The sequence below is a fragment of the Streptomyces sp. SAS_272 genome (genome assembly GCF_052543235.1).
Map to the genome: position 1 here is coordinate 1 of NZ_JBMNDR010000135.1, position 15,948 is coordinate 15,948.

The 15,948-nt window shown below is 72.7% G+C and carries 18 protein-coding genes; 10 read left to right on the plus strand and 8 right to left on the minus strand.

Going from position 1 to position 15,948, the window contains the following annotated elements; translation table 11 throughout:
• Nucleotides 1-990 (minus strand): maltotransferase domain-containing protein (locus ACN6LD_RS39795; protein WP_445045699.1); only part of this gene is annotated, 990 nt, incomplete at its 3' end.
• A 74-nt stretch (nt 991-1,064) separates the two neighbouring features.
• Entirely contained in the window at nt 1,065-1,364 is a 300-nt protein-coding gene (locus ACN6LD_RS39800; RefSeq protein WP_319189515.1) for a DUF5133 domain-containing protein, read from the minus strand.
• Nucleotides 1,365-1,653: 289 nt separating this feature from the next.
• Between ACN6LD_RS39800 and ACN6LD_RS39805 the strand changes: the two genes are divergently transcribed.
• Together ACN6LD_RS39805 and glgX are read left to right on the plus strand one after the other, a co-directional pair.
• Entirely contained in the window at nt 1,654-2,166 is a 513-nt protein-coding gene (locus ACN6LD_RS39805) for a pep a2 (protein WP_445045700.1), read from the plus strand.
• Nucleotides 2,163-4,316 (plus strand): glycogen debranching protein GlgX, encoded by a 2,154-nt coding sequence (glgX, locus tag ACN6LD_RS39810; RefSeq protein WP_445045701.1) that lies wholly within the window; start codon nt 2,163-2,165, stop codon nt 4,314-4,316. The genes ACN6LD_RS39805 and glgX overlap by 4 nt, the downstream gene beginning before the upstream one ends.
• Nucleotides 4,317-4,337: 21 nt before the next feature.
• Here glgX and ACN6LD_RS39815 read toward each other — a convergent pair whose 3' ends face one another.
• Complete coding sequence (locus ACN6LD_RS39815) at nt 4,338-5,141, minus strand: VOC family protein (protein ID WP_319189520.1); 804 nt, start codon at nt 5,139-5,141, stop codon at nt 4,338-4,340.
• A 119-nt stretch (nt 5,142-5,260) separates the two neighbouring features.
• On the opposite strand from ACN6LD_RS39815, the gene ACN6LD_RS39820 reads away from it, so the two are divergent.
• Nucleotides 5,261-5,593: an ANTAR domain-containing protein gene (locus ACN6LD_RS39820; protein ID WP_445045702.1), complete on the plus strand. Its 333-nt coding sequence runs from the start codon at nt 5,261-5,263 to the stop codon at nt 5,591-5,593.
• Between the two features lie 21 nt (nt 5,594-5,614).
• Here ACN6LD_RS39820 and ACN6LD_RS39825 read toward each other — a convergent pair whose 3' ends face one another.
• On the minus strand, nt 5,615-6,409 hold the full coding sequence (locus ACN6LD_RS39825) for a SigB/SigF/SigG family RNA polymerase sigma factor (protein ID WP_319189521.1): 795 nt from the start codon (nt 6,407-6,409) through the stop codon (nt 5,615-5,617).
• Nucleotides 6,410-6,642: 233 nt separating this feature from the next.
• Between ACN6LD_RS39825 and ACN6LD_RS39830 the strand changes: the two genes are divergently transcribed.
• On the plus strand, nt 6,643-6,801 hold the full coding sequence (locus ACN6LD_RS39830; protein ID WP_415924860.1) for a hypothetical protein: 159 nt from the start codon (nt 6,643-6,645) through the stop codon (nt 6,799-6,801).
• A 217-nt stretch (nt 6,802-7,018) separates the two neighbouring features.
• Nucleotides 7,019-7,537 carry a hypothetical protein gene (locus ACN6LD_RS39835; RefSeq protein WP_319189522.1) on the plus strand — a complete coding sequence of 173 codons (519 nt, stop codon included), beginning with the start codon at nt 7,019-7,021 and terminating at the stop codon, nt 7,535-7,537.
• A 51-nt stretch (nt 7,538-7,588) separates the two neighbouring features.
• Here the strand turns inward: ACN6LD_RS39835 and hemC are convergent, their stop codons facing one another.
• The 4 genes from hemC to ACN6LD_RS39855 all read right to left on the minus strand — a co-directional run bounded on the left by hemC (nt 7,589) and on the right by ACN6LD_RS39855 (nt 11,133).
• Nucleotides 7,589-8,524, minus strand: coding sequence for a hydroxymethylbilane synthase (gene hemC / locus ACN6LD_RS39840; protein WP_319189524.1), 936 nt, complete (start codon nt 8,522-8,524; stop codon nt 7,589-7,591).
• Between the two features lie 72 nt (nt 8,525-8,596).
• On the minus strand, nt 8,597-9,064 hold the full coding sequence (locus ACN6LD_RS39845) for a GNAT family N-acetyltransferase (RefSeq protein ID WP_319189526.1): 468 nt from the start codon (nt 9,062-9,064) through the stop codon (nt 8,597-8,599).
• A 166-nt stretch (nt 9,065-9,230) separates the two neighbouring features.
• On the minus strand, nt 9,231-10,007 hold the full coding sequence (locus ACN6LD_RS39850) for an NPP1 family protein (RefSeq protein ID WP_445045703.1): 777 nt from the start codon (nt 10,005-10,007) through the stop codon (nt 9,231-9,233).
• Nucleotides 10,008-10,152: 145 nt separating this feature from the next.
• Nucleotides 10,153-11,133, minus strand: coding sequence for an ATP-dependent DNA ligase (locus ACN6LD_RS39855; protein ID WP_445045704.1), 981 nt, complete (start codon nt 11,131-11,133; stop codon nt 10,153-10,155).
• A 235-nt stretch (nt 11,134-11,368) separates the two neighbouring features.
• Between ACN6LD_RS39855 and ACN6LD_RS39860 the strand changes: the two genes are divergently transcribed.
• The 5 genes from ACN6LD_RS39860 to ACN6LD_RS39880 form a co-directional block, all read left to right on the plus strand.
• Nucleotides 11,369-11,887, plus strand: a complete 519-nt coding sequence (locus ACN6LD_RS39860; protein WP_319189529.1) for a MarR family winged helix-turn-helix transcriptional regulator — start codon at nt 11,369-11,371, stop codon at nt 11,885-11,887.
• Nucleotides 11,888-12,111: 224 nt separating this feature from the next.
• Nucleotides 12,112-12,492: a DoxX family protein gene (locus ACN6LD_RS39865; protein ID WP_445045705.1), complete on the plus strand. Its 381-nt coding sequence runs from the start codon at nt 12,112-12,114 to the stop codon at nt 12,490-12,492.
• Nucleotides 12,489-12,956 (plus strand): peroxiredoxin, encoded by a 468-nt coding sequence (locus ACN6LD_RS39870; RefSeq protein WP_445045706.1) that lies wholly within the window; start codon nt 12,489-12,491, stop codon nt 12,954-12,956. The genes ACN6LD_RS39865 and ACN6LD_RS39870 overlap by 4 nt, the downstream gene beginning before the upstream one ends.
• A 147-nt stretch (nt 12,957-13,103) precedes the next feature.
• Nucleotides 13,104-15,446 carry a SpoIIE family protein phosphatase gene (locus ACN6LD_RS39875; RefSeq protein ID WP_319189534.1) on the plus strand — a complete coding sequence of 781 codons (2,343 nt, stop codon included), beginning with the start codon at nt 13,104-13,106 and terminating at the stop codon, nt 15,444-15,446.
• 235 nt (nt 15,447-15,681) lie between these two features.
• On the plus strand, nt 15,682-15,948 hold a 267-nt coding region (locus ACN6LD_RS39880; protein WP_445045707.1), incomplete at its 3' end, for a TauD/TfdA dioxygenase family protein.

Consider the following 15,948-nt stretch of genomic DNA (forward strand, 5'->3'; position numbering starts at 1 on the left):
GTGGTGGAACCACTCGGGGTGTTTGTGGACCCAGGGGTGGTCGGGGGAGCACTGCAGGGCGAAGTCGAGGGCGATCTCCAGGCCGAGGGAGCGGGCCCGCTCCACGAACCAGGTGAAGTCCTCCAGGGTGCCCAGGGCGGGGTGGACGGCGTCGTGGCCGCCTTCGGGGGAGCCGATCGCCCAGGGCACGCCGACGTCGTCGGGCCGTGGGTCGAGGGTGTTGTTGCGGCCTTTGCGGAAGGTGGCGCCGATGGGGTGGATCGGGGGGAGGTAGACGACGTCGAAGCCCATCGCGGCGATCGCGGGGAGTCGGCGGGCGGCGGTGCGGAACGTGCCGTGGGGCTGTTGCGGGGCGCCCTCGGAGCGGGGGAAGAACTCGTACCAGGAGCCGTACAGGGCCCGTTCGCGTTCCACCAGCAGGGGCAGCGGCTGCGACGCGGTCACCAGCTCCCGCAGCGGGAACCGCGCCAGCACCGCGTCCACCTCCGGCGTCAACGCCGCGGCATAGCGCTCGGCCACCGAGGTCGAGTCGTCGAGCAGCTTCTTCGCCGTCTCCCGCAGCAGGGTGCGCTGCGGACCGCGCGGGGCACGGGCGGCCGCCTTCTCGTGGAGCAGGCCGCCCTCCTCCAGGACCAGCCCCGGGTCGATCCCCGCCGGGATCTTGATCTCGGCGGCGCGACGCCAGGTGGTGATCGGGTCGCTCCAGGCCTCGACGGTGAAGGTCCAGCGGCCCATCGCCTCCAGGGTCACGTCCGCGCCCCAGCGGTCGCTGCCGGGGGCGAGCTCCTGCATCGGCGTCCAGGGCCCACGGCCGCCCTCCGGGCTCTTGAGGACCACATTGGCGCCGATGGCGTCGTGGCCCTCGCGGAACACCGTCGCGGAGATCCGCACCGTCTCACCGACCACGGCTTTCGCCGGCCGTCTGCCGCACTCCACACGCGGTTCGACGTCCCGCACCGGGATCCGGCCGATCGCCCTGGTGGACTTCACCTCTGCACCTCCGCTGACTGAAAATGACTGAGTTCGCCCGGTGTTGGGCGAGGGACCTGCACCGCCGCGGGCCGCTACGTCTCCGCGGGCAGGCAGGGGAGGGGACGCGTCACGGTGAGCCGTGCTGCGCCGTTCCTCAGGTTCGCGCCCCGGCGCTCGCGGTGGCGGGCGGACGTGCCGGCGCGCAGATACTGCTCCGCGGCGTCCGCGGCCTCCCGGGCGCACCGCTTGCCCATCAGCACGCACAGCGTGTATCCGCAGTCCTCGAAGGCGGCCCGCGCGGTGCGGTCCTCGGGATGCGCGAGCATGGCCCGCTCCCAGGACCGGAAACTGCGCAGGGTTCTGGCGACTTCGGTCTTCGCTGGTTGCAGCATCGCGCTGTTCACCTTCCGGGAGTTCACGAGGTACGCCGCTCGAGACGAGCGGGTCGGCCCTTTCCGCAGAGGTGCGAAAACGTCCAACCTCCCGAGGCCTTCACTTATGGTGCACGGCGCATCACCCAACGTCCTGTTGGATCTTGATTGTGGTGCGCTCGTGTTGCACGAATGGCGTAGCAGTCCCACTGTGGTTGTGACTCTGAAGCGATTACCGCTCACGCTTCGTGTCGGTGGCCCGCCCGTCGGGCCGGCAGAAGCGGAGCCTCGCCGGTGAGGAGCGAACGAGATGAAGACCGCAGTCCCCTGCTACTACCACCTCGATGTGGACGTCAGCCCGGAACGCGTAGGACAGGTCAGCCGCATCCTGGCCGCACACCTGAACCACTGGGACCTCCAGACGCTCGTCGAGCCCGTCTGCCGTGGCGCCGGGATGCTGCTCGAGGCCATCGACGAGCACGCCGAGGACAAGCACACGTCGATCGAGATGTGGTGGAACGGCCAGCATCTGATCACGGCTCTCGGCGGCGACGACCGCCATCTGCGCCCCGATCAGCACCTGCGGGCCTGCCTGGAGCGCATCGCCGCGATGAGCGACGGCTGGGGCTGCTGCTCCACCGGCACCGGCAGCAAGGTCATCTGGTTCTCCCAGCGGGCCCGCTCGGGCGAGCGCAAGCCGCTGGTGCCGACCGCGCCGGCGCCGGACCTGCGCGAAGGGCGCATGGTGCCCCGCGCGCTGCCGGTGGCCTTCGTGGCCGCCCCGGCCGCCGAGGAAGCGCGTGTTCTGGTGGCCGCCCGATGACCTCACGGCGTCATCGCACGGATCGCCGTGCAGGGGTGCCCGCCTGGAGCGGGCACCCTTACCCGCTGGGCGCCGACTTCGACGGGCAGGGGACCAACTTCGCGCTCTTCAGCGAGGTCGCCGAACGCGTCGACCTCGTTCTCGTGGACGACGACGGCGCCTCCCGCGACGTCCCCGTGACCGAGGTCGACGGCTTCGTCTGGCACGCGTACCTGCCCGGCGTCGGACCGGGGCAGCGGTACGGCTACCGGGTGCACGGGCCGTGGAAGCCGTCCTGCGGCCACCGGTGCAACCCGGCGAAGCTGCTCCTCGACCCCTACGCGCGGGCCGTCGACGGCCAGATCGACAACGACGCCTCGCTGTTCGAACGGGCCGGCGACCGTCCCGACCCGGCGGACAGCTCCGGTCACACGCTGCTGGGCGTGGTCACCGATCCCGCGTTCGACTGGGGCGACGACGCACCGCCGCGCCGTCCCTACGCCGACACCGTGATCTACGAGGCCCACGTGCGCGGCCTGACCCGGACCCACCCCGACGTTCCGCCCGCGCTGCGCGGCACCTACGCCGGTCTCGCCCACCCCGCGGTGACCGGGCACCTGACCTCGCTGGGCGTGACGGCGATCGAGCTGATGCCCGTGCACCAGTACGTGCAGGACGGCGTGCTGCGGGAGAGGGGCCTGTCCAACTACTGGGGTTACAACACCATCGGCTTCTTCGCCCCGCACAACGACTACGCCGCCCACGGCGTCCGCGGCCGGCAGGTCGACGAGTTCAAGTCCATGGTCAAGGCGCTGCACGCGGCCGGGCTCGAGGTGATCCTCGACGTGGTCTACAACCACACCGCCGAGGGCAACGAGCAGGGCCCCACGCTCTCCTTCCGCGGCATCGACAACGCCTCCTACTACCGGCTCGTGGACGGCGACTGGGCGCACTACTACGACACCACCGGCACCGGCAACAGCCTGCTCATGCGACACCCGCACGTGCTGCAACTGATCATGGACTCGCTGCGCTACTGGGTCACGGAGATGCATGTCGACGGCTTCCGCTTCGACCTCGCGGCCACGCTGGCCCGGCAGTTCCACGAGGTGGACCGGCTCTCGGCGTTCTTCGACCTCATCCAGCAGGACCCGGTGATCAGCCGCGTCAAACTCATCGCCGAACCGTGGGACGTCGGCGAGGGCGGCTACCAGGTGGGCAACTTCCCGCCCCTGTGGTCGGAGTGGAACGGCCGCTACCGTGACGCCGTCCGCGACTTCTGGCGCGCCGAGCCCGGCTCGCTGGGCGAGTTCGCCTCCCGCCTGACCGGCTCCTCCGACCTGTACGCCCCCAGCAGGCGCCGCCCCCGTGCCAGCGTCAACTTCGTCACCGCGCACGACGGTTTCACCCTGCGCGACCTGGTCTCCTACAACGACAAGCACAACGAGGCCAACGGTGAGGACAACCGCGACGGCGAGAGCGACAACCGCTCCTGGAACTGCGGCGTCGAGGGGCCCACGGAGCGCCCAGGGGTCCTCGCCCTGCGGGCCCGGCAGCAGCGCAACCTGCTCGCCACGCTGCTGCTGTCGCAGGGCATTCCGATGCTCTCCCACGGCGACGAGCTCGGCCGCACCCAGGGCGGCAACAACAACGCCTACTGCCAGGACAACGAAGTGTCCTGGATCGACTGGCGGTTGTCCGGCGAACAGCAGGCGCTCACCGGCTTCTGCCGGCGTCTGATCGCCCTGCGCGCCGATCACCCGGTGCTGCGCAGGCGGCGTTTCTTCCGCGGCGAGACGGTCACCCACGCGGGGCAGCCGCTGCCCGACCTGGTCTGGCTTCGCCCCGACGCGGGCGAGATGACGGACCGCGACTGGCTGCGCCCCGACGCGCACAGCGTCGGCGTCTTCCTCAACGGCGACGCCATCGCCGAACCCGGCCCGCGCGGCGGGCCCGTCGTGGACGACTCGTTCCTGCTGCTGTTCAACAGCTACTGGGAGCCGGTCGCCTTCCGGCTGCCCGACGCCTCCTACGGCGAGCGCTGGACGGTGTGCGCCGACACCGCGGAACCGGACGGCGGTCCGGACGAGACGGAGTACAAGGCGGGCGCGGAGGTGACGCTGGAGGCCCGCAGCCTCCTCGTGCTGGCCCGGCCCCCGCGCCGCCCGTAGCGGACTCGGGACGGGCGGGGCTCAGCGTTCGCGGCGCGAGGTGACCGTGAACTGGGCCCCGTCCGGGTCCCGCAGCACCGCTTCGTGGGCGTTCTCGCGCAGGACCGAGCCGCCGTGCTTCTCCGCGGCGCGCGCGCAGGCCGGTACGTCCGCCACGGCGAAGTGGACCTGCCAGTGCGGGCGGATCGTCGGATCCGGCGCCGCCTCCAGCGCGCCGGACTCGATCCGGGCGACGACGTCGCCGCGGTTGCGCAGCCAGACCTCGCCGGACTCGTAGTGGACCTCGCAGGCGCCGGGGCGGTCGGTGGCCCAGTCGAGGATCTCGCCGTAGAAGATCGCGGAGTCGAAGGCGTCGCGCGTGTGCAGCCTGATGAAGGCGGGCGCCGCCTGCCGCCACGCCTCCCAGTTGCCGATCAGCTCGCCCTCCCAGATGCCGAAGGTCGCGCCGTCCCGGTCGGCCAGCAGCGCCGCCCGGCCCGGCGGGAGCGAGATGGGCCCCACGGCCACCGTCCCGCCCCGCTCGCGGGTCCGGGAGGCGGCTTCGTCCGCGCTGGGCACCGCGAAGTACGGCGTCCATGCGACCGCCATCTGCCACATCGAGGCGACCGCCGCGATCCCCGCGACCGGCACGCCGCCCACCAGGGCGGTGCGGAAGTGGTCGCCCAGCGTGCCCCGGAGCCACTTCCAGCCCAGCACCGCGCCGTAGAACTCCTGGGTGGCCTCGAGGTCACGGCTGGTCAGGCTCACCCAGCAGGGCGCGCCGAACACGGCGTGCGTGGAGAGGGTCCCCCGGGCGCCGGGGGCGGATGTCGGACGACGGTTCATGGCGCTCGCGTTCCTGGTCTCTCGGCGGGCGGGTCTCCCGGCGGGGCGGGACATGCCACCAGTGTCCGGCCGACCCTGCCCGGGCCGCCTGCCGAGCGGCCCGATGGCACGATGGGGTGATGGGACGAGTACCGCGCCCATCCCGTGACGAAACGGAAACCCTCGCGCTCCAGGAGGAGGTCGAGCAGCTGAAGGAGGCCGTCGCCTCCCACGCGGTGGTCGACCAGGCCATCGGAGTGGTCGTGGCGCTCGGGCGGATGACGCCCGACGAGGGCTGGGCCGTGCTGAGAGAGGTCTCCCAGCGCACCAATGTCAAGCTGCGCGGCGTGGCGGAGCTGATCCTCCTGTGGGGGCGCAGGGGGGAGCTCCCCCCGGACATCCGGGCCGAGCTGGAGGACGTGCTGGACCGACGCGGCCCCACACAGGTCCCGGGTGCGCCCCCGTTGGAGTAGAGGGCCTGCCCCGGCGTCGGGTCAGTCGCCCTCCCCGGCGCCGATCTCCTCGCGCAGCCGCTCGAAACAGCCGCTGAGCAGGCGGGAGACGTGCATCTGGGAGATGCCGAGCTGCTCCGCGATGCAGCTCTGCGTCATCCCCGCGAAGAACCGCAGGTACAGGATGGTCCGTTCGCGTTCCGGCAGGGCCCGCAGACAGGGCGCCGCGGCCACCCGGTCGACGACGGTGTCGTAACCGGGGTCGGGGTCGCCGAGCGCGTCCTCGAGGGCGTAGCCGTCGGTGCCGGGCAGTTCGGCCTCCAGCGACAGCGCGGAGAAGCACTCCAGGGCCTCGGCGCCCGTGCGCACCTCGTCCTCGGTCAGCTGGGCGTACGCGGCGATCTCGGCGATCGTCGGAGGACGGCCGGGGATGGTCTGCGACAGCTCCTTGGCGGCGTGCCGCACCCGGTTGCGCAGGTCCTGGACCCGGCGGGGCACGTGCAGCGTCCACATGTGATCGCGGAAGTGCCGTTTGATCTCGCCGGTGATCGTGGGCACCGCGTACGCCTCGAAGGCGCGACCGCGGTCCGGGTCGTAGTGGTCGACGGCTTTGACCAGGCCGAGCGCCGCGACCTGGTAGAGATCCTCGAGGGCCTCACCACGGCCGCGGAAGCGGACGGCGATCCGCTCGGCCATGGGAAGCCAGAGTGCGACCAGTTCGTCCCTGAGCGCCCGGCGCTCGGGCCCGTCGGGCAGTCCCACGAGCCGTGCGAAGGACTCGCCCGTGTCCGGGGCGTCGTCATGGGGGTGCTGCTTGGTTCGGACGGTGGTACGCATCACGCGCACCTCCCTCAGGAGGATGCCGGTGAACGGGCGGACACCGTGGGAATCGCGTACTCGGGCCGGACCGGAGAACGACGGGGCCGACCCATGCGGCGAGCCCCACGGACGGTGCCTTCTGTCCGAAGCACTGACCATCCTCATGCCCGCACGGAATTCCTTGAAACAGATTTGTCCTGTTTCGTGTGATATCCGTCCGTCCTGGTCGCCAGTGGCGTCGCCCGGAGCCGATGAGCCCTGACCCGGAGGTCACCCCGGTCGGGTGGAGGACGAGAGGGGGACGGCACGTCGCCCGTCCGGACGCCGCCGTCCGGGCGGCCCTGCGCGCGGTGCTGCCCGCCCTGCGCGTGCTCGCCGTCGATCTGCACGAGGAGGCCGAGGACTCATGACGACCGGCAGGCCGGCCGGCTCGCTGATCTTGTCCGCGACGTGATGTGCGGCACGCCGTCGGCAAGCCCTTGCGGACTTCACCGGCGGATAGTGCCTGCGCACGGCTTGATCAGCGATCAAAGGGGGCGAAGCCCCTGGCCACAGCGCATTCCGCTCATTTGACAGTGCGATCGGCGCACGGATAGGAAGCAGCCGGTAGAAGTCGAGAGGTGCACCGTGTACGAGCCGAACGTGGTCGGGGACTGGCAGGAGTACGACGAGCATGCCGGTCTGCGGGTCCGCGTCCACCGCCTGGAGCAGAGCGAGCCGCCGCGGGGGCGCGACGACGCAGCCGAGGGGCTGACGTACTTCTGTCTGCGGGTGACGGTCGAGAACCGCGGCGACGGCCACTCCACGATCCACCTCGAGGACGGCCAGATCGACGTGCGGCTCGGCCCGGACGGCGAGAGCGCGTTCATCGACTGGCGCAACTCGCAGTTCATCGAGGGCTTCGACGTCTATCCGCTGCGCCGGGCCACCGCCGTGCTGTACGCGGCGGGAGCCGAGGCGTCTCTGAAGCAGGTCGACGTCCAGATCCAGCTGCGGGTGGACGACGACTGGGCCGACCGCCGGCTGTGGAGCGGCGGCATCGGACTGCAGGAGGGCTCCGGCGCCGCGACCGGTGTGGGACGCGAGAGCCTGGCCCGCCAGGTCAGCAACTTCCTGCGCGACCAGGCCGAAGAGGGCACCGCCTGACGGTGGCCGCCCTCCGCGCCGGTCGCCCCGCGCTCTTCGGCTTCGGTGCGGTCAGTGCGGGATGCCGTCGATGATCTCGCGGGCGCCCTGACGCAGCAGCGCCACCGCCACCGACGTGCCGAGGGTCGCCGGGTCGAGACGGCCCGCCCACTCGTGGGCGTTCAGCCGGGTCTTGCCGTCCGGAGTGAACACACAGGCCCGCAGGGACAGTTCACCGCTGCGGTCCACCCGCGCGAAGCCCGCGATCGGGCTGTTGCAGTGGCCCTGGAGCACGTGCAGGAACATGCGCTCCGCCGTGGCCTCCCGGTGGGTCGCCGGGTCGCCCAGGGCGCTGACCGCGTCGATGAGGTCCGTGTCGCCCTCGCGGCACTGCAGGGCGAGGATGCCCGCGCCGATCGGCGGCATCATCGTCTCCGTCGACAGCACCTCGCTGATCACGTCGTGCCGGCCGATGCGCTCCAGGCCCGACACCGCGAGCAGCAGCGCGTCCGCCTCGCCCGCGGCGAGCTTCTCCAGGCGCCGGTTGGCGTTGCCGCGGAACGGCACGCACTGCAGGTGCGGGTGGGTGGCGGCGAGCTGGGCGATCCGGCGCACGGACGAGGTGCCGACGCGCGTCCCGTCCGGCAGCTCGTCCAGAGTGAGGCCGCCGGGGTGGATCAGGGCGTCACGGATGTCGTCGCGCCGCAGGAACGCGGCGAACACGGTGCCCGCGGGCAGCGGCCGGTCGGCGGGGACGTCCTTGACGCAGTGCACCGCGAGGTCCGCCTCGCCCGCCAGCAGCGCGGCGTCGACCTCCTTGGTGAACGCGCCCTTCCCCTCGACCTGGGACAGGTCTCCCATCCACTTGTCGCCGGTCGTCCTCACGGGCACGACCTCGGTGCGCACAGCGGGGTACAGCGTGGTCAACTCCGCGCGCACCCGCTCCACTTGGGCCAGTGCCATGGGCGAGTCGCGGGAGACGATGCGGATCAGTTCCGGAACGGACATGCGGGACACGATAGACCCTCGCGGCTCATGCCTCGCTAAACTCCCGCTATCCGTGGACGTCTGCGCCGGGCGTCAGGGGCTGACCCGCAGGCTGAAGCGCCGCTTGTCCGCGCCGAGCGCCCCGCGCCGGGCGTAGAAGCGGATCGCTCCCTCGTTCCAGACGGGGGTCTGCCACTGCACCTCGGCCAGCCCTCTGCTCCGGGCCTCCGCCGCGACCGCGTCCATCAGCAGGGCGCCGATGCCCAGGCCCCGGTGGTCGGGCGTCAGGAACAGACAGTCCATGTGCAGGTACTCCCGGGCCTCCCAGGTGGAGAGTTCGGGGGCGCAGGTGGCGTAACCGACGATGGCGCCGTCGGGCAGCTCGGCGACCAGGCAGCACAGGCGTGGCGCCGCCGCGTCGAAGAGGAGTCCCGCCAGCCGCTGGGCGAGGTCGGGCACGGGCGGGTGGTCGGCGCGCTCGTACTCGGCGTGCTGAGCGGTCAGTTCGGCGACCCGCGGCAGATCGGCCGGTTCGGCGTGCCGCACCCGCGCGGCGATCACCTGACCGTCCCCTCGACCGTGTCCGTCCTCATCGGAGGCCGGGCGGGGTAGTGCGGCGCCCGTGCGGATATCGCCGTCGGGAGTTCCTCATGAAGATCCATCCGGTCATCATGCCCGCCAGGACGGCCCCGGACGCCATATCCGGGGCCGAACCCTGCCGATGCGGCTATGCGTTGGGGTCGAAGGGCACCCCGGAGGGCAGGGCCTTCGTCAGGTGGCCCGCGAAGCTGTCGTCGCGCAGGCCGAAGTGGGCGCTGCCGAAGTCGTAGGAGACGAGCTTGTCGCGCAGTCCCGCCGGATAGCCGTTCCAGCCGACCAGCGGCGGGTACTGCCAGACGCCCCGGTGGTTCTCCGGCGGTTCGTCGCCCGAGCCCGCGATCCGGAAGCAGTGCGTGCTGATGCCGTCCTTGTGGTAGACGACCTTCGCGTGGGCGCCCTCGAAGCGGACCGAGGACGCCGTGTGCACGGTGAACGAGCCGTGGTTGGACGTCGAGACGTACTGGACCCGGCCGTCCTGCACCCAGACCACGACGTGTTCCCAGTCGTGCCGGTGCCCGCCGAGGCTGACGCCCGGGAGTGCCTGGTCCTTCTCGAAGTACAGCCCGTAGAGGTAGGCGCACCAGCCGTTGTTGCACTTGTAGCGCGAGTAGGTGTTGGTGGAGGCGAGGTCGGAGGCGTCGCGACAGTTGCCGTTGAGCGCGCCCGTCGGCTTCAGTCCGCCGTTGATCGTGCCGTCCGGGCCGATCGCGGCCGTGGAGTAACACCCGTCCGTGTCGTAGTCGAAGGCGGGCTGGTATGCCAGTTCGTCGGCCTCGGCGTTCTGCGGCAGCGCCGGGGGAGGGGCGGCGAAGGCGGTGGCGGGGACGGCGAGGACGAGTGCGGCGGCGCCGGCGAGTCCGGTGAGCCATCTCCTGCGGTGGGCCTTGAATCTGCGTGCGGGCACGGAGTTCTCCCTCGGTATGCGGGCGCAGCCGAACGGCTGTGGGGGAAAAGGGAGTTCAGCTTCCTCGGTTTCGGGTTCCGCGCCAAGAGGTCCGCAGGGGGTTCGTGGCGGAGGAGCGTCCCGCGGCCGGGCGTCGGATGCCGGGTCAGGCGGAAGTGTCCGGAAGGTCGGCCGCCGACTCCTGCGGCGTCAGGTCCGGCCGCAGCCGCAGCCAGGACGGCTGGCGCAGCAGCCCGGCCCGGGTCCGGGTGCTGTAGCGGACCTCGCCGACCAGCCGCGGCACCACCCAGTGCGCGCCCGGCGCCTGCGGCACGGCGTCGAAGGGGCAGGCGTCGGTCGCGGCGGACCGCAGCAGGGCGGCGAGTTCGGCTCGCTCGGCCTCGCTCCAGCCGGTGCCCACCCCGCCCACGTAGCGCAGCCCCGTCGCGGCGCGCTGCCCGACGAGGACGGCTCCGGGCAGTCCGGTCAGCCGGCCCTTGCCGGGGAGCCAGCCGCCCACCAGGACGTCCGCGACGCGCATGTTCCGGATCTTGATCCAGGCCCGGGAGCGCACACCGGGCTCGTACGGGGAGTCCAGCCGTTTGCAGACCAGTCCCTCGAGACCGTGCGCCCGGGTCGCCTCCAGGGCCTCACGCCCGTGGCCGACCAGTGCGCCCGGCGTCGACCAGCGGGCCCCGTCCAGCGCGAGCGCCTCGAGCCGGGCTCTGCGCCGGGTGTAGGGCAGCGGCAGCAGCGAGCGCCCGCCGAGATGCAGCACGTCGAACAGGACCAGGTGCACAGGCGCCGTCGCGGCGAGCCGCGCGGCCTTTCCCGGCGCCTGCACCAGACCCATGCGGGACTGCAGCAGCTGGAAGTCGGCACGGCCCTCTCCGTCCAGGGCGAGCACCTCCCCGTCCAGCACGGCCGGCGTGCGGCCGAGCGCCTCGCCCAGCGGCCAGAGCTCCGGATACGCCCCGGTGATGTCCTCGCCGGAACGGGCCCGCAGGACGATGCTCCCGTCGCCGGCGAGGTACGCCACGGCCCGCTGGCCGTCCTGTTTGGTCTCGTAGGCCCACCGGGCGTCCTGGGCGGCGGGCGGCAGCCGGCCCGGGGTGGCGAGCATGGGGGCGATGCGAGGGAGGGTCACGGGTGAGTTGTGGACGCGGACGGACCGTCGCACGCGAAAGCCGCGCCGGTTTCGCCTGAACGGCGCTGGGCCGGCTCCCGGCGCGCGGGACGGGGCGCACCGGCCGTGCGGCGGCCGATCCCGGACCCGCCGGGGAGTGATCGAACTGTGCGAGCTGTGCGCCCCCGGCCCCCGCGGACCGCGGCATCCTCAGGCAGTTACTTGAGTTACGCAACAAGATGGTAAAATGCGTTCCATGCCCACCGAACCGCTCCCGCTGCCCGCCGTCGCGTCGCCGGAGGTGATCGAGATCGAGCGTGCGCTCACTCGCGTCACCTACTTGAGCACCCGAGCCCGCACGCACGACCGGCTCATGGGAATCGCGGGCATCCCCCTGGACCGCGCGGCCGTGGCCCTGCTGCGGCAGGTCGCCGACTCGGAGCCGCAGCGGCCGGGGGAGCTGGCCCAGCGCCTGGGCGTCGAGGCCTCCCATGTGACCCGCACCGTGCAGCAGCTCCAGAAGGCCGGATACGTCACCCGGACCCCCGACCCCGACGACCGCCGCGCCCAGCGGATCCAGCTCACCGAGGCCGGTCGCGACGCCGTCGACCGGATCCGGCACGCCGGCGCCCTGGGGATGCAGCTGGCGCTGAGCGACTGGGGCCAGGAGGACCTGGGCCGCCTCGCCGCCCTCTTCCACCGGATGGCCGACGACTTTCTCTCCCATGCGGCCGACGAGGAGAGCGAGCCCTCCGGCACGGCCCCCGACGCCTGACGCCCGGCGTGCGAGCCGACCCGGCGGCGCGGAGAGCCGGAGCCCGCCGGGAGGCGCGCCGGCGGCCGACGTGCTGCGCCGCGCCCTCGTGGGCGGCGCCTGGCCCGGCAGGCAACCTCGCTGTCACTGGGGCCGGTTGGCGGCGCCGCGCCTGGGCGACCCCGCCGAGGGAACCGGGTCTACCCTCCAGTAATGTCGGCCGCAAGGTCGTCTGAGGAGGAACCGTGTCCAGGTCCGAACGCTCACCCCTGCTGCTGGCGGGCCTACTGGCCACCGCGGGTGTCGCGCATTTCGCCGTGCCGCGCTCCTTCGACGCGACCGTCCCGCGCGCGCTGCCCGGCTCGGCCAGGGCCTGGACGTACGCGAGCGGCGTCGCCGAACTGGCGCTGGCGGCTGGAGTGGCCCTGCCGCGGACCCGGAAGGCGGCGGCGCTGGCCACGGCCGCGTTCTTCGTCGGGGTCTTCCCCGCCAACGTCAAGATGGCATGGGACTGGCGGCACCGTCCCACCGCGCTCAAGGCCGTCGCCGTCGGGCGCCTGCCCCTGCAGGCCCCGCTCGTCCTGTGGGCCCGCAGCGTCGCGAACGGAACGGAGGGACGGGCATGAGCAAGGCTCCGGAGACGGGCGACCTCGTCGAGGACTTCGCCCTGAAGGACGAGACCGGCACCCTGCGCAGCCTGACCGGGCTGCTCGCCGACGGGCCGGTGGTCCTCTTCTTCTACCCCGCGGCCCTGACCCCGGGCTGCACCGCCGAGGCCTGCCACTTCCGCGACCTCGCGGCGGAGTTCGCCGCCGTCGGGGCACAGCCCGTCGGCATCAGCGGGGACTCCGTCGACCGCCAGCAGGAGTTCGCCGACCGGCACACCCTCGGCATGCCGCTGCTGTCCGACGAGGACGGGACGGTCCGGGAGCGGTTCGGCGTGAAACGCGGCTTCTCGCTGGCGCCGAACAAGCGGGTCACCTACGTCATCGGGCAGGACCGCACCGTCCTGGAGGTCGTGCGCAGCGAACTGCGCATGAACACCCACGCCGACCGCGCCCTCGACGCGCTGCGCGCCCGCCGGGCCTGACGGGGCCGACGGGCCGGGAACGCGGGGCCGCCGCCGCGAGGGCGGCACCGGGGAGCGCGGGGCCGGGGCGTACGGCTCCCGGAGCCGTCACGCCCCACTGGCCCGTCGCGGTTGATGCGCCGGGCCAAAAGGACCATTCTGGACGACATGGAGCAAGTCGTCGCTGCGGCGGTCATCGATGCCGACGGCATCGTGACGGCCTGGAGCGAGGGTGCCCGTCTGCTGACGGGCCATCCGGCCGAGGAGGCCGTGGGCCGGACGGCGGTCGACCTGCTCGCCGAGGACCTGCCACGGCGTGCGGACGGCCAGTGGACCGGCCCGGTCGTCGTGCGCCACCGCGACGGCCACCCCGTCACCCTCACCGTCACGGCCTGCCCGGTGATCGGTCCCGACGGCCGGCACACCGGGTACACGCTCAGTGCCGAGTCCGCCGCCGCCCCCGAGCCGACCCTGGCCGGGCGGGCCTTCCAGCAGGCCTCCATGTCGATGTCCGTCTTTGACCCCCAGCAGCACTACCTGCGGCTGAACGAGGTCGCCTGCAAGGTCATGGGCGTCTCGGAGGACGTCCTGCTCGGCCGCCACTTCCCGGACACCGTCGAGGAGGCCGTGCACAGCCGGGGCTTCAACTGGCACCTGCGCCACGTCGCCGAGACCGGCCGTCCGATCCGGTACGAGAGCTTCACCGGGGCCCCCTCCCTCAACCGAGAGCACGCCTGGACCACCGAGATGTGGCCCGTGAAGGACACGTCCGGCGCGGTCGCAGCGGTCGCTCTGGCCGCGTTCGACAGCACCGAGCAGTACCTGGCCCGCCAGCGGCTGGCCCTGCTGAACGAGGCCGCGGCCTCCATCGGGACCACCCTGGACGTGGTCCGCACCACCGAGGAGGTGGTCGAGCTCCTCGTCCCCCGGTTCGCCGACTTCGTCAGCGTCGACCTCCTGGACTGGGTGCTCGGCGCCGACGAGCCGCCACCCGTGCCGGCCGGCGAGGTCGTGCTGCGCCGGGTCGCCCACGGCTCCGCCCACGAGGGCACCCCCGAGGCGGCCGTCCGTCTCGGCGAGACCGACGTCCATCCGCCCTTCAGCCCGCCCGCCCGCGCCCTGCGGGAGGGACGTGCCGTGCGCATCCAGGCCGGAGAGCCCGATTTCATGCACTGGCTCGTCGAACGCAACGCGCGCGCTCCCGAGGGACGCCGCTTCCGCAGCGGCGTCCACTCGGTGATCTCGGTGCCCCTGCAGGCCCGCGGCACCACCCTGGGCGTCCTGGTCGGGGTCCGTATCGCGCACCCCGACGACTACGAGGACGACGACGCCGTCTTCGCCGAGGAGCTCGCCAGCCGGGCCGCGGTCTGCATCGACAACGCACGCCGCTTCGCCCGCGAGCGCACCACCGCCCTCGCCCTCCAGCACAGCCTGCTGCCCCGCGGCCTGCCCGGCCAGGCAGCCGTGGAGGTGGCCCACCGCTATCTGCCCAGCGGCTCCACGGCGGGCATCGGCGGCGACTGGTTCGACGTCATCCCGCTGTCCGGCAGCCGGGTCGCCCTGGTCGTGGGGGACGTCGTCGGACACGGCATCCCGTCCTCGGCGACGATGGGACGGCTCTGCATGGCCGTGCGCACCCTGGCCGACGTGGACCTGCCGCCCGACGAACTGCTCACGCACCTAGACGACCTCGTCACCCATCTGGCGGCCTACGACGAAGGCGGCGACGACGTCGCCGAACTCGGCGCCACCTGCCTCTACGCCGTCTACGACCCCGTCAGCCGCCGCCTCACCGTCGCCGCCGCGGGCCACCCCGCGCCCGCCGTCGTGCTGCCCGGCGGCAGCGCGCGACTGGTCCCTATGACACCCGGTCCGCCGCTCGGCGTGGGCGGCCTGCCCTTCGAGGCCGTCGAGCTGGAACTGCCCGAAGGCTCGGTCGTCGCCCTCTACACGGACGGCCTGATCGAGGACCGCGACCGTGACGTCGACCGTGCCACCGGTGAACTGTGCAGCGCCCTGACCGCGCCCACCGCCTCGCTGGACGCGCTCTGCGACAGCGTGCTCAAGGCGGTCCTGCCGGAGGAGCCCGGCGACGACGTGGCCCTCCTGCTCGCCCGCACCCGCGCCCTCGGCGCGGACCGGGTCGCGACCTGGGACGTCGTCCCCGACCCGGCCCATGTGGCCGAGACCCGGCAGGCGGCCACCGAGCAACTGACCGCATGGGGTCTGGAGGAGGCCGCCTTCGTCACCGAACTCGTGGTCAGCGAACTCGTCACCAACGCCATCCGCTACGGCACGCCGCCCATCCGGCTCCGCCTGATCCGCGACCGCAGCCTCATCTGCGAGGTCTCCGACGGCAGCTCCACCTCCCCCCATCTACGCCGCGCCCACGCCTTCGACGAGGGTGGACGCGGCCTGCTGCTCGTCGCGCAGCTCACCCAGCGCTGGGGCAGCCGACAGACCGACCGGGGCAAGACGATCTGGGCGGAGCAGTCGCTGGACCCCGGGTGACGCGGCCGGCCGCCGACCGCTCGCGACGGTCACCGGCGGTCACCGGCGGTCGCTGACGACCACTGGCGCGAGGCTCCGCCTGGTCCGGACCGAGCGGGCCCGCGGGCCGATCGACCGGAGCCGGCTCGCCGCGGCCCGCCCCGCCGTCCGCCGCGGCTCGGGGCACTGTCGCCATGCCGCCGTTTCACTGTCACGATCTTCCCCGGAGCGGTATCCGACGACGAGCGGAGCGGGCATGACGACGGACTTCGACAGCCGGACGGACGACGAGGCGGCGCGGGCGGCCGGTGTGCAGGTGCGACCGGTCGCCGGGCACATCGGCGCCGAGATCGACGGCGTCGACCTGGCCGCAGGCCTCGACGACGCCCAGGTCGCGGTGATCCGGGCGGCCGTGCTGCGCTGGAAGGTGGTGTTCTTCCGCGGGCAGCGCCTCGACCACACGGCGCATGTCGCGTTCGCCCGACGGTTCGGCGAACCCGTCGTGCCGCGCCGGCGCGGCAGC

Excerpts from the sequence above, each read along its gene's own strand:
- ACN6LD_RS39800 (WP_319189515.1), bottom strand. The coding sequence starts at position 1,364 with ATGCTGCAACCAGCGAAGACCGAAGTCGCCAGAACCCTGCGCAGTTTC.
- ACN6LD_RS39805 (WP_445045700.1), top strand. The coding sequence starts at position 1,654 with ATGAAGACCGCAGTCCCCTGCTACTACCACCTCGATGTGGACGTCAGC.
- glgX (WP_445045701.1), top strand. The coding sequence starts at position 2,163 with ATGACCTCACGGCGTCATCGCACGGATCGCCGTGCAGGGGTGCCCGCC.
- ACN6LD_RS39815 (WP_319189520.1), bottom strand. The coding sequence starts at position 5,141 with ATGAACCGTCGTCCGACATCCGCCCCCGGCGCCCGGGGGACCCTCTCC.
- ACN6LD_RS39820 (WP_445045702.1), top strand. The coding sequence starts at position 5,261 with ATGGGACGAGTACCGCGCCCATCCCGTGACGAAACGGAAACCCTCGCG.
- ACN6LD_RS39825 (WP_319189521.1), bottom strand. The coding sequence starts at position 6,409 with ATGCGTACCACCGTCCGAACCAAGCAGCACCCCCATGACGACGCCCCG.
- ACN6LD_RS39830 (WP_415924860.1), top strand. The coding sequence starts at position 6,643 with ATGAGCCCTGACCCGGAGGTCACCCCGGTCGGGTGGAGGACGAGAGGG.
- hemC (WP_319189524.1), bottom strand. The coding sequence starts at position 8,524 with ATGTCCGTTCCGGAACTGATCCGCATCGTCTCCCGCGACTCGCCCATG.
- ACN6LD_RS39860 (WP_319189529.1), top strand. The coding sequence starts at position 11,369 with ATGCCCACCGAACCGCTCCCGCTGCCCGCCGTCGCGTCGCCGGAGGTG.
- ACN6LD_RS39870 (WP_445045706.1), top strand. The coding sequence starts at position 12,489 with ATGAGCAAGGCTCCGGAGACGGGCGACCTCGTCGAGGACTTCGCCCTG.
- ACN6LD_RS39875 (WP_319189534.1), top strand. The coding sequence starts at position 13,104 with ATGGAGCAAGTCGTCGCTGCGGCGGTCATCGATGCCGACGGCATCGTG.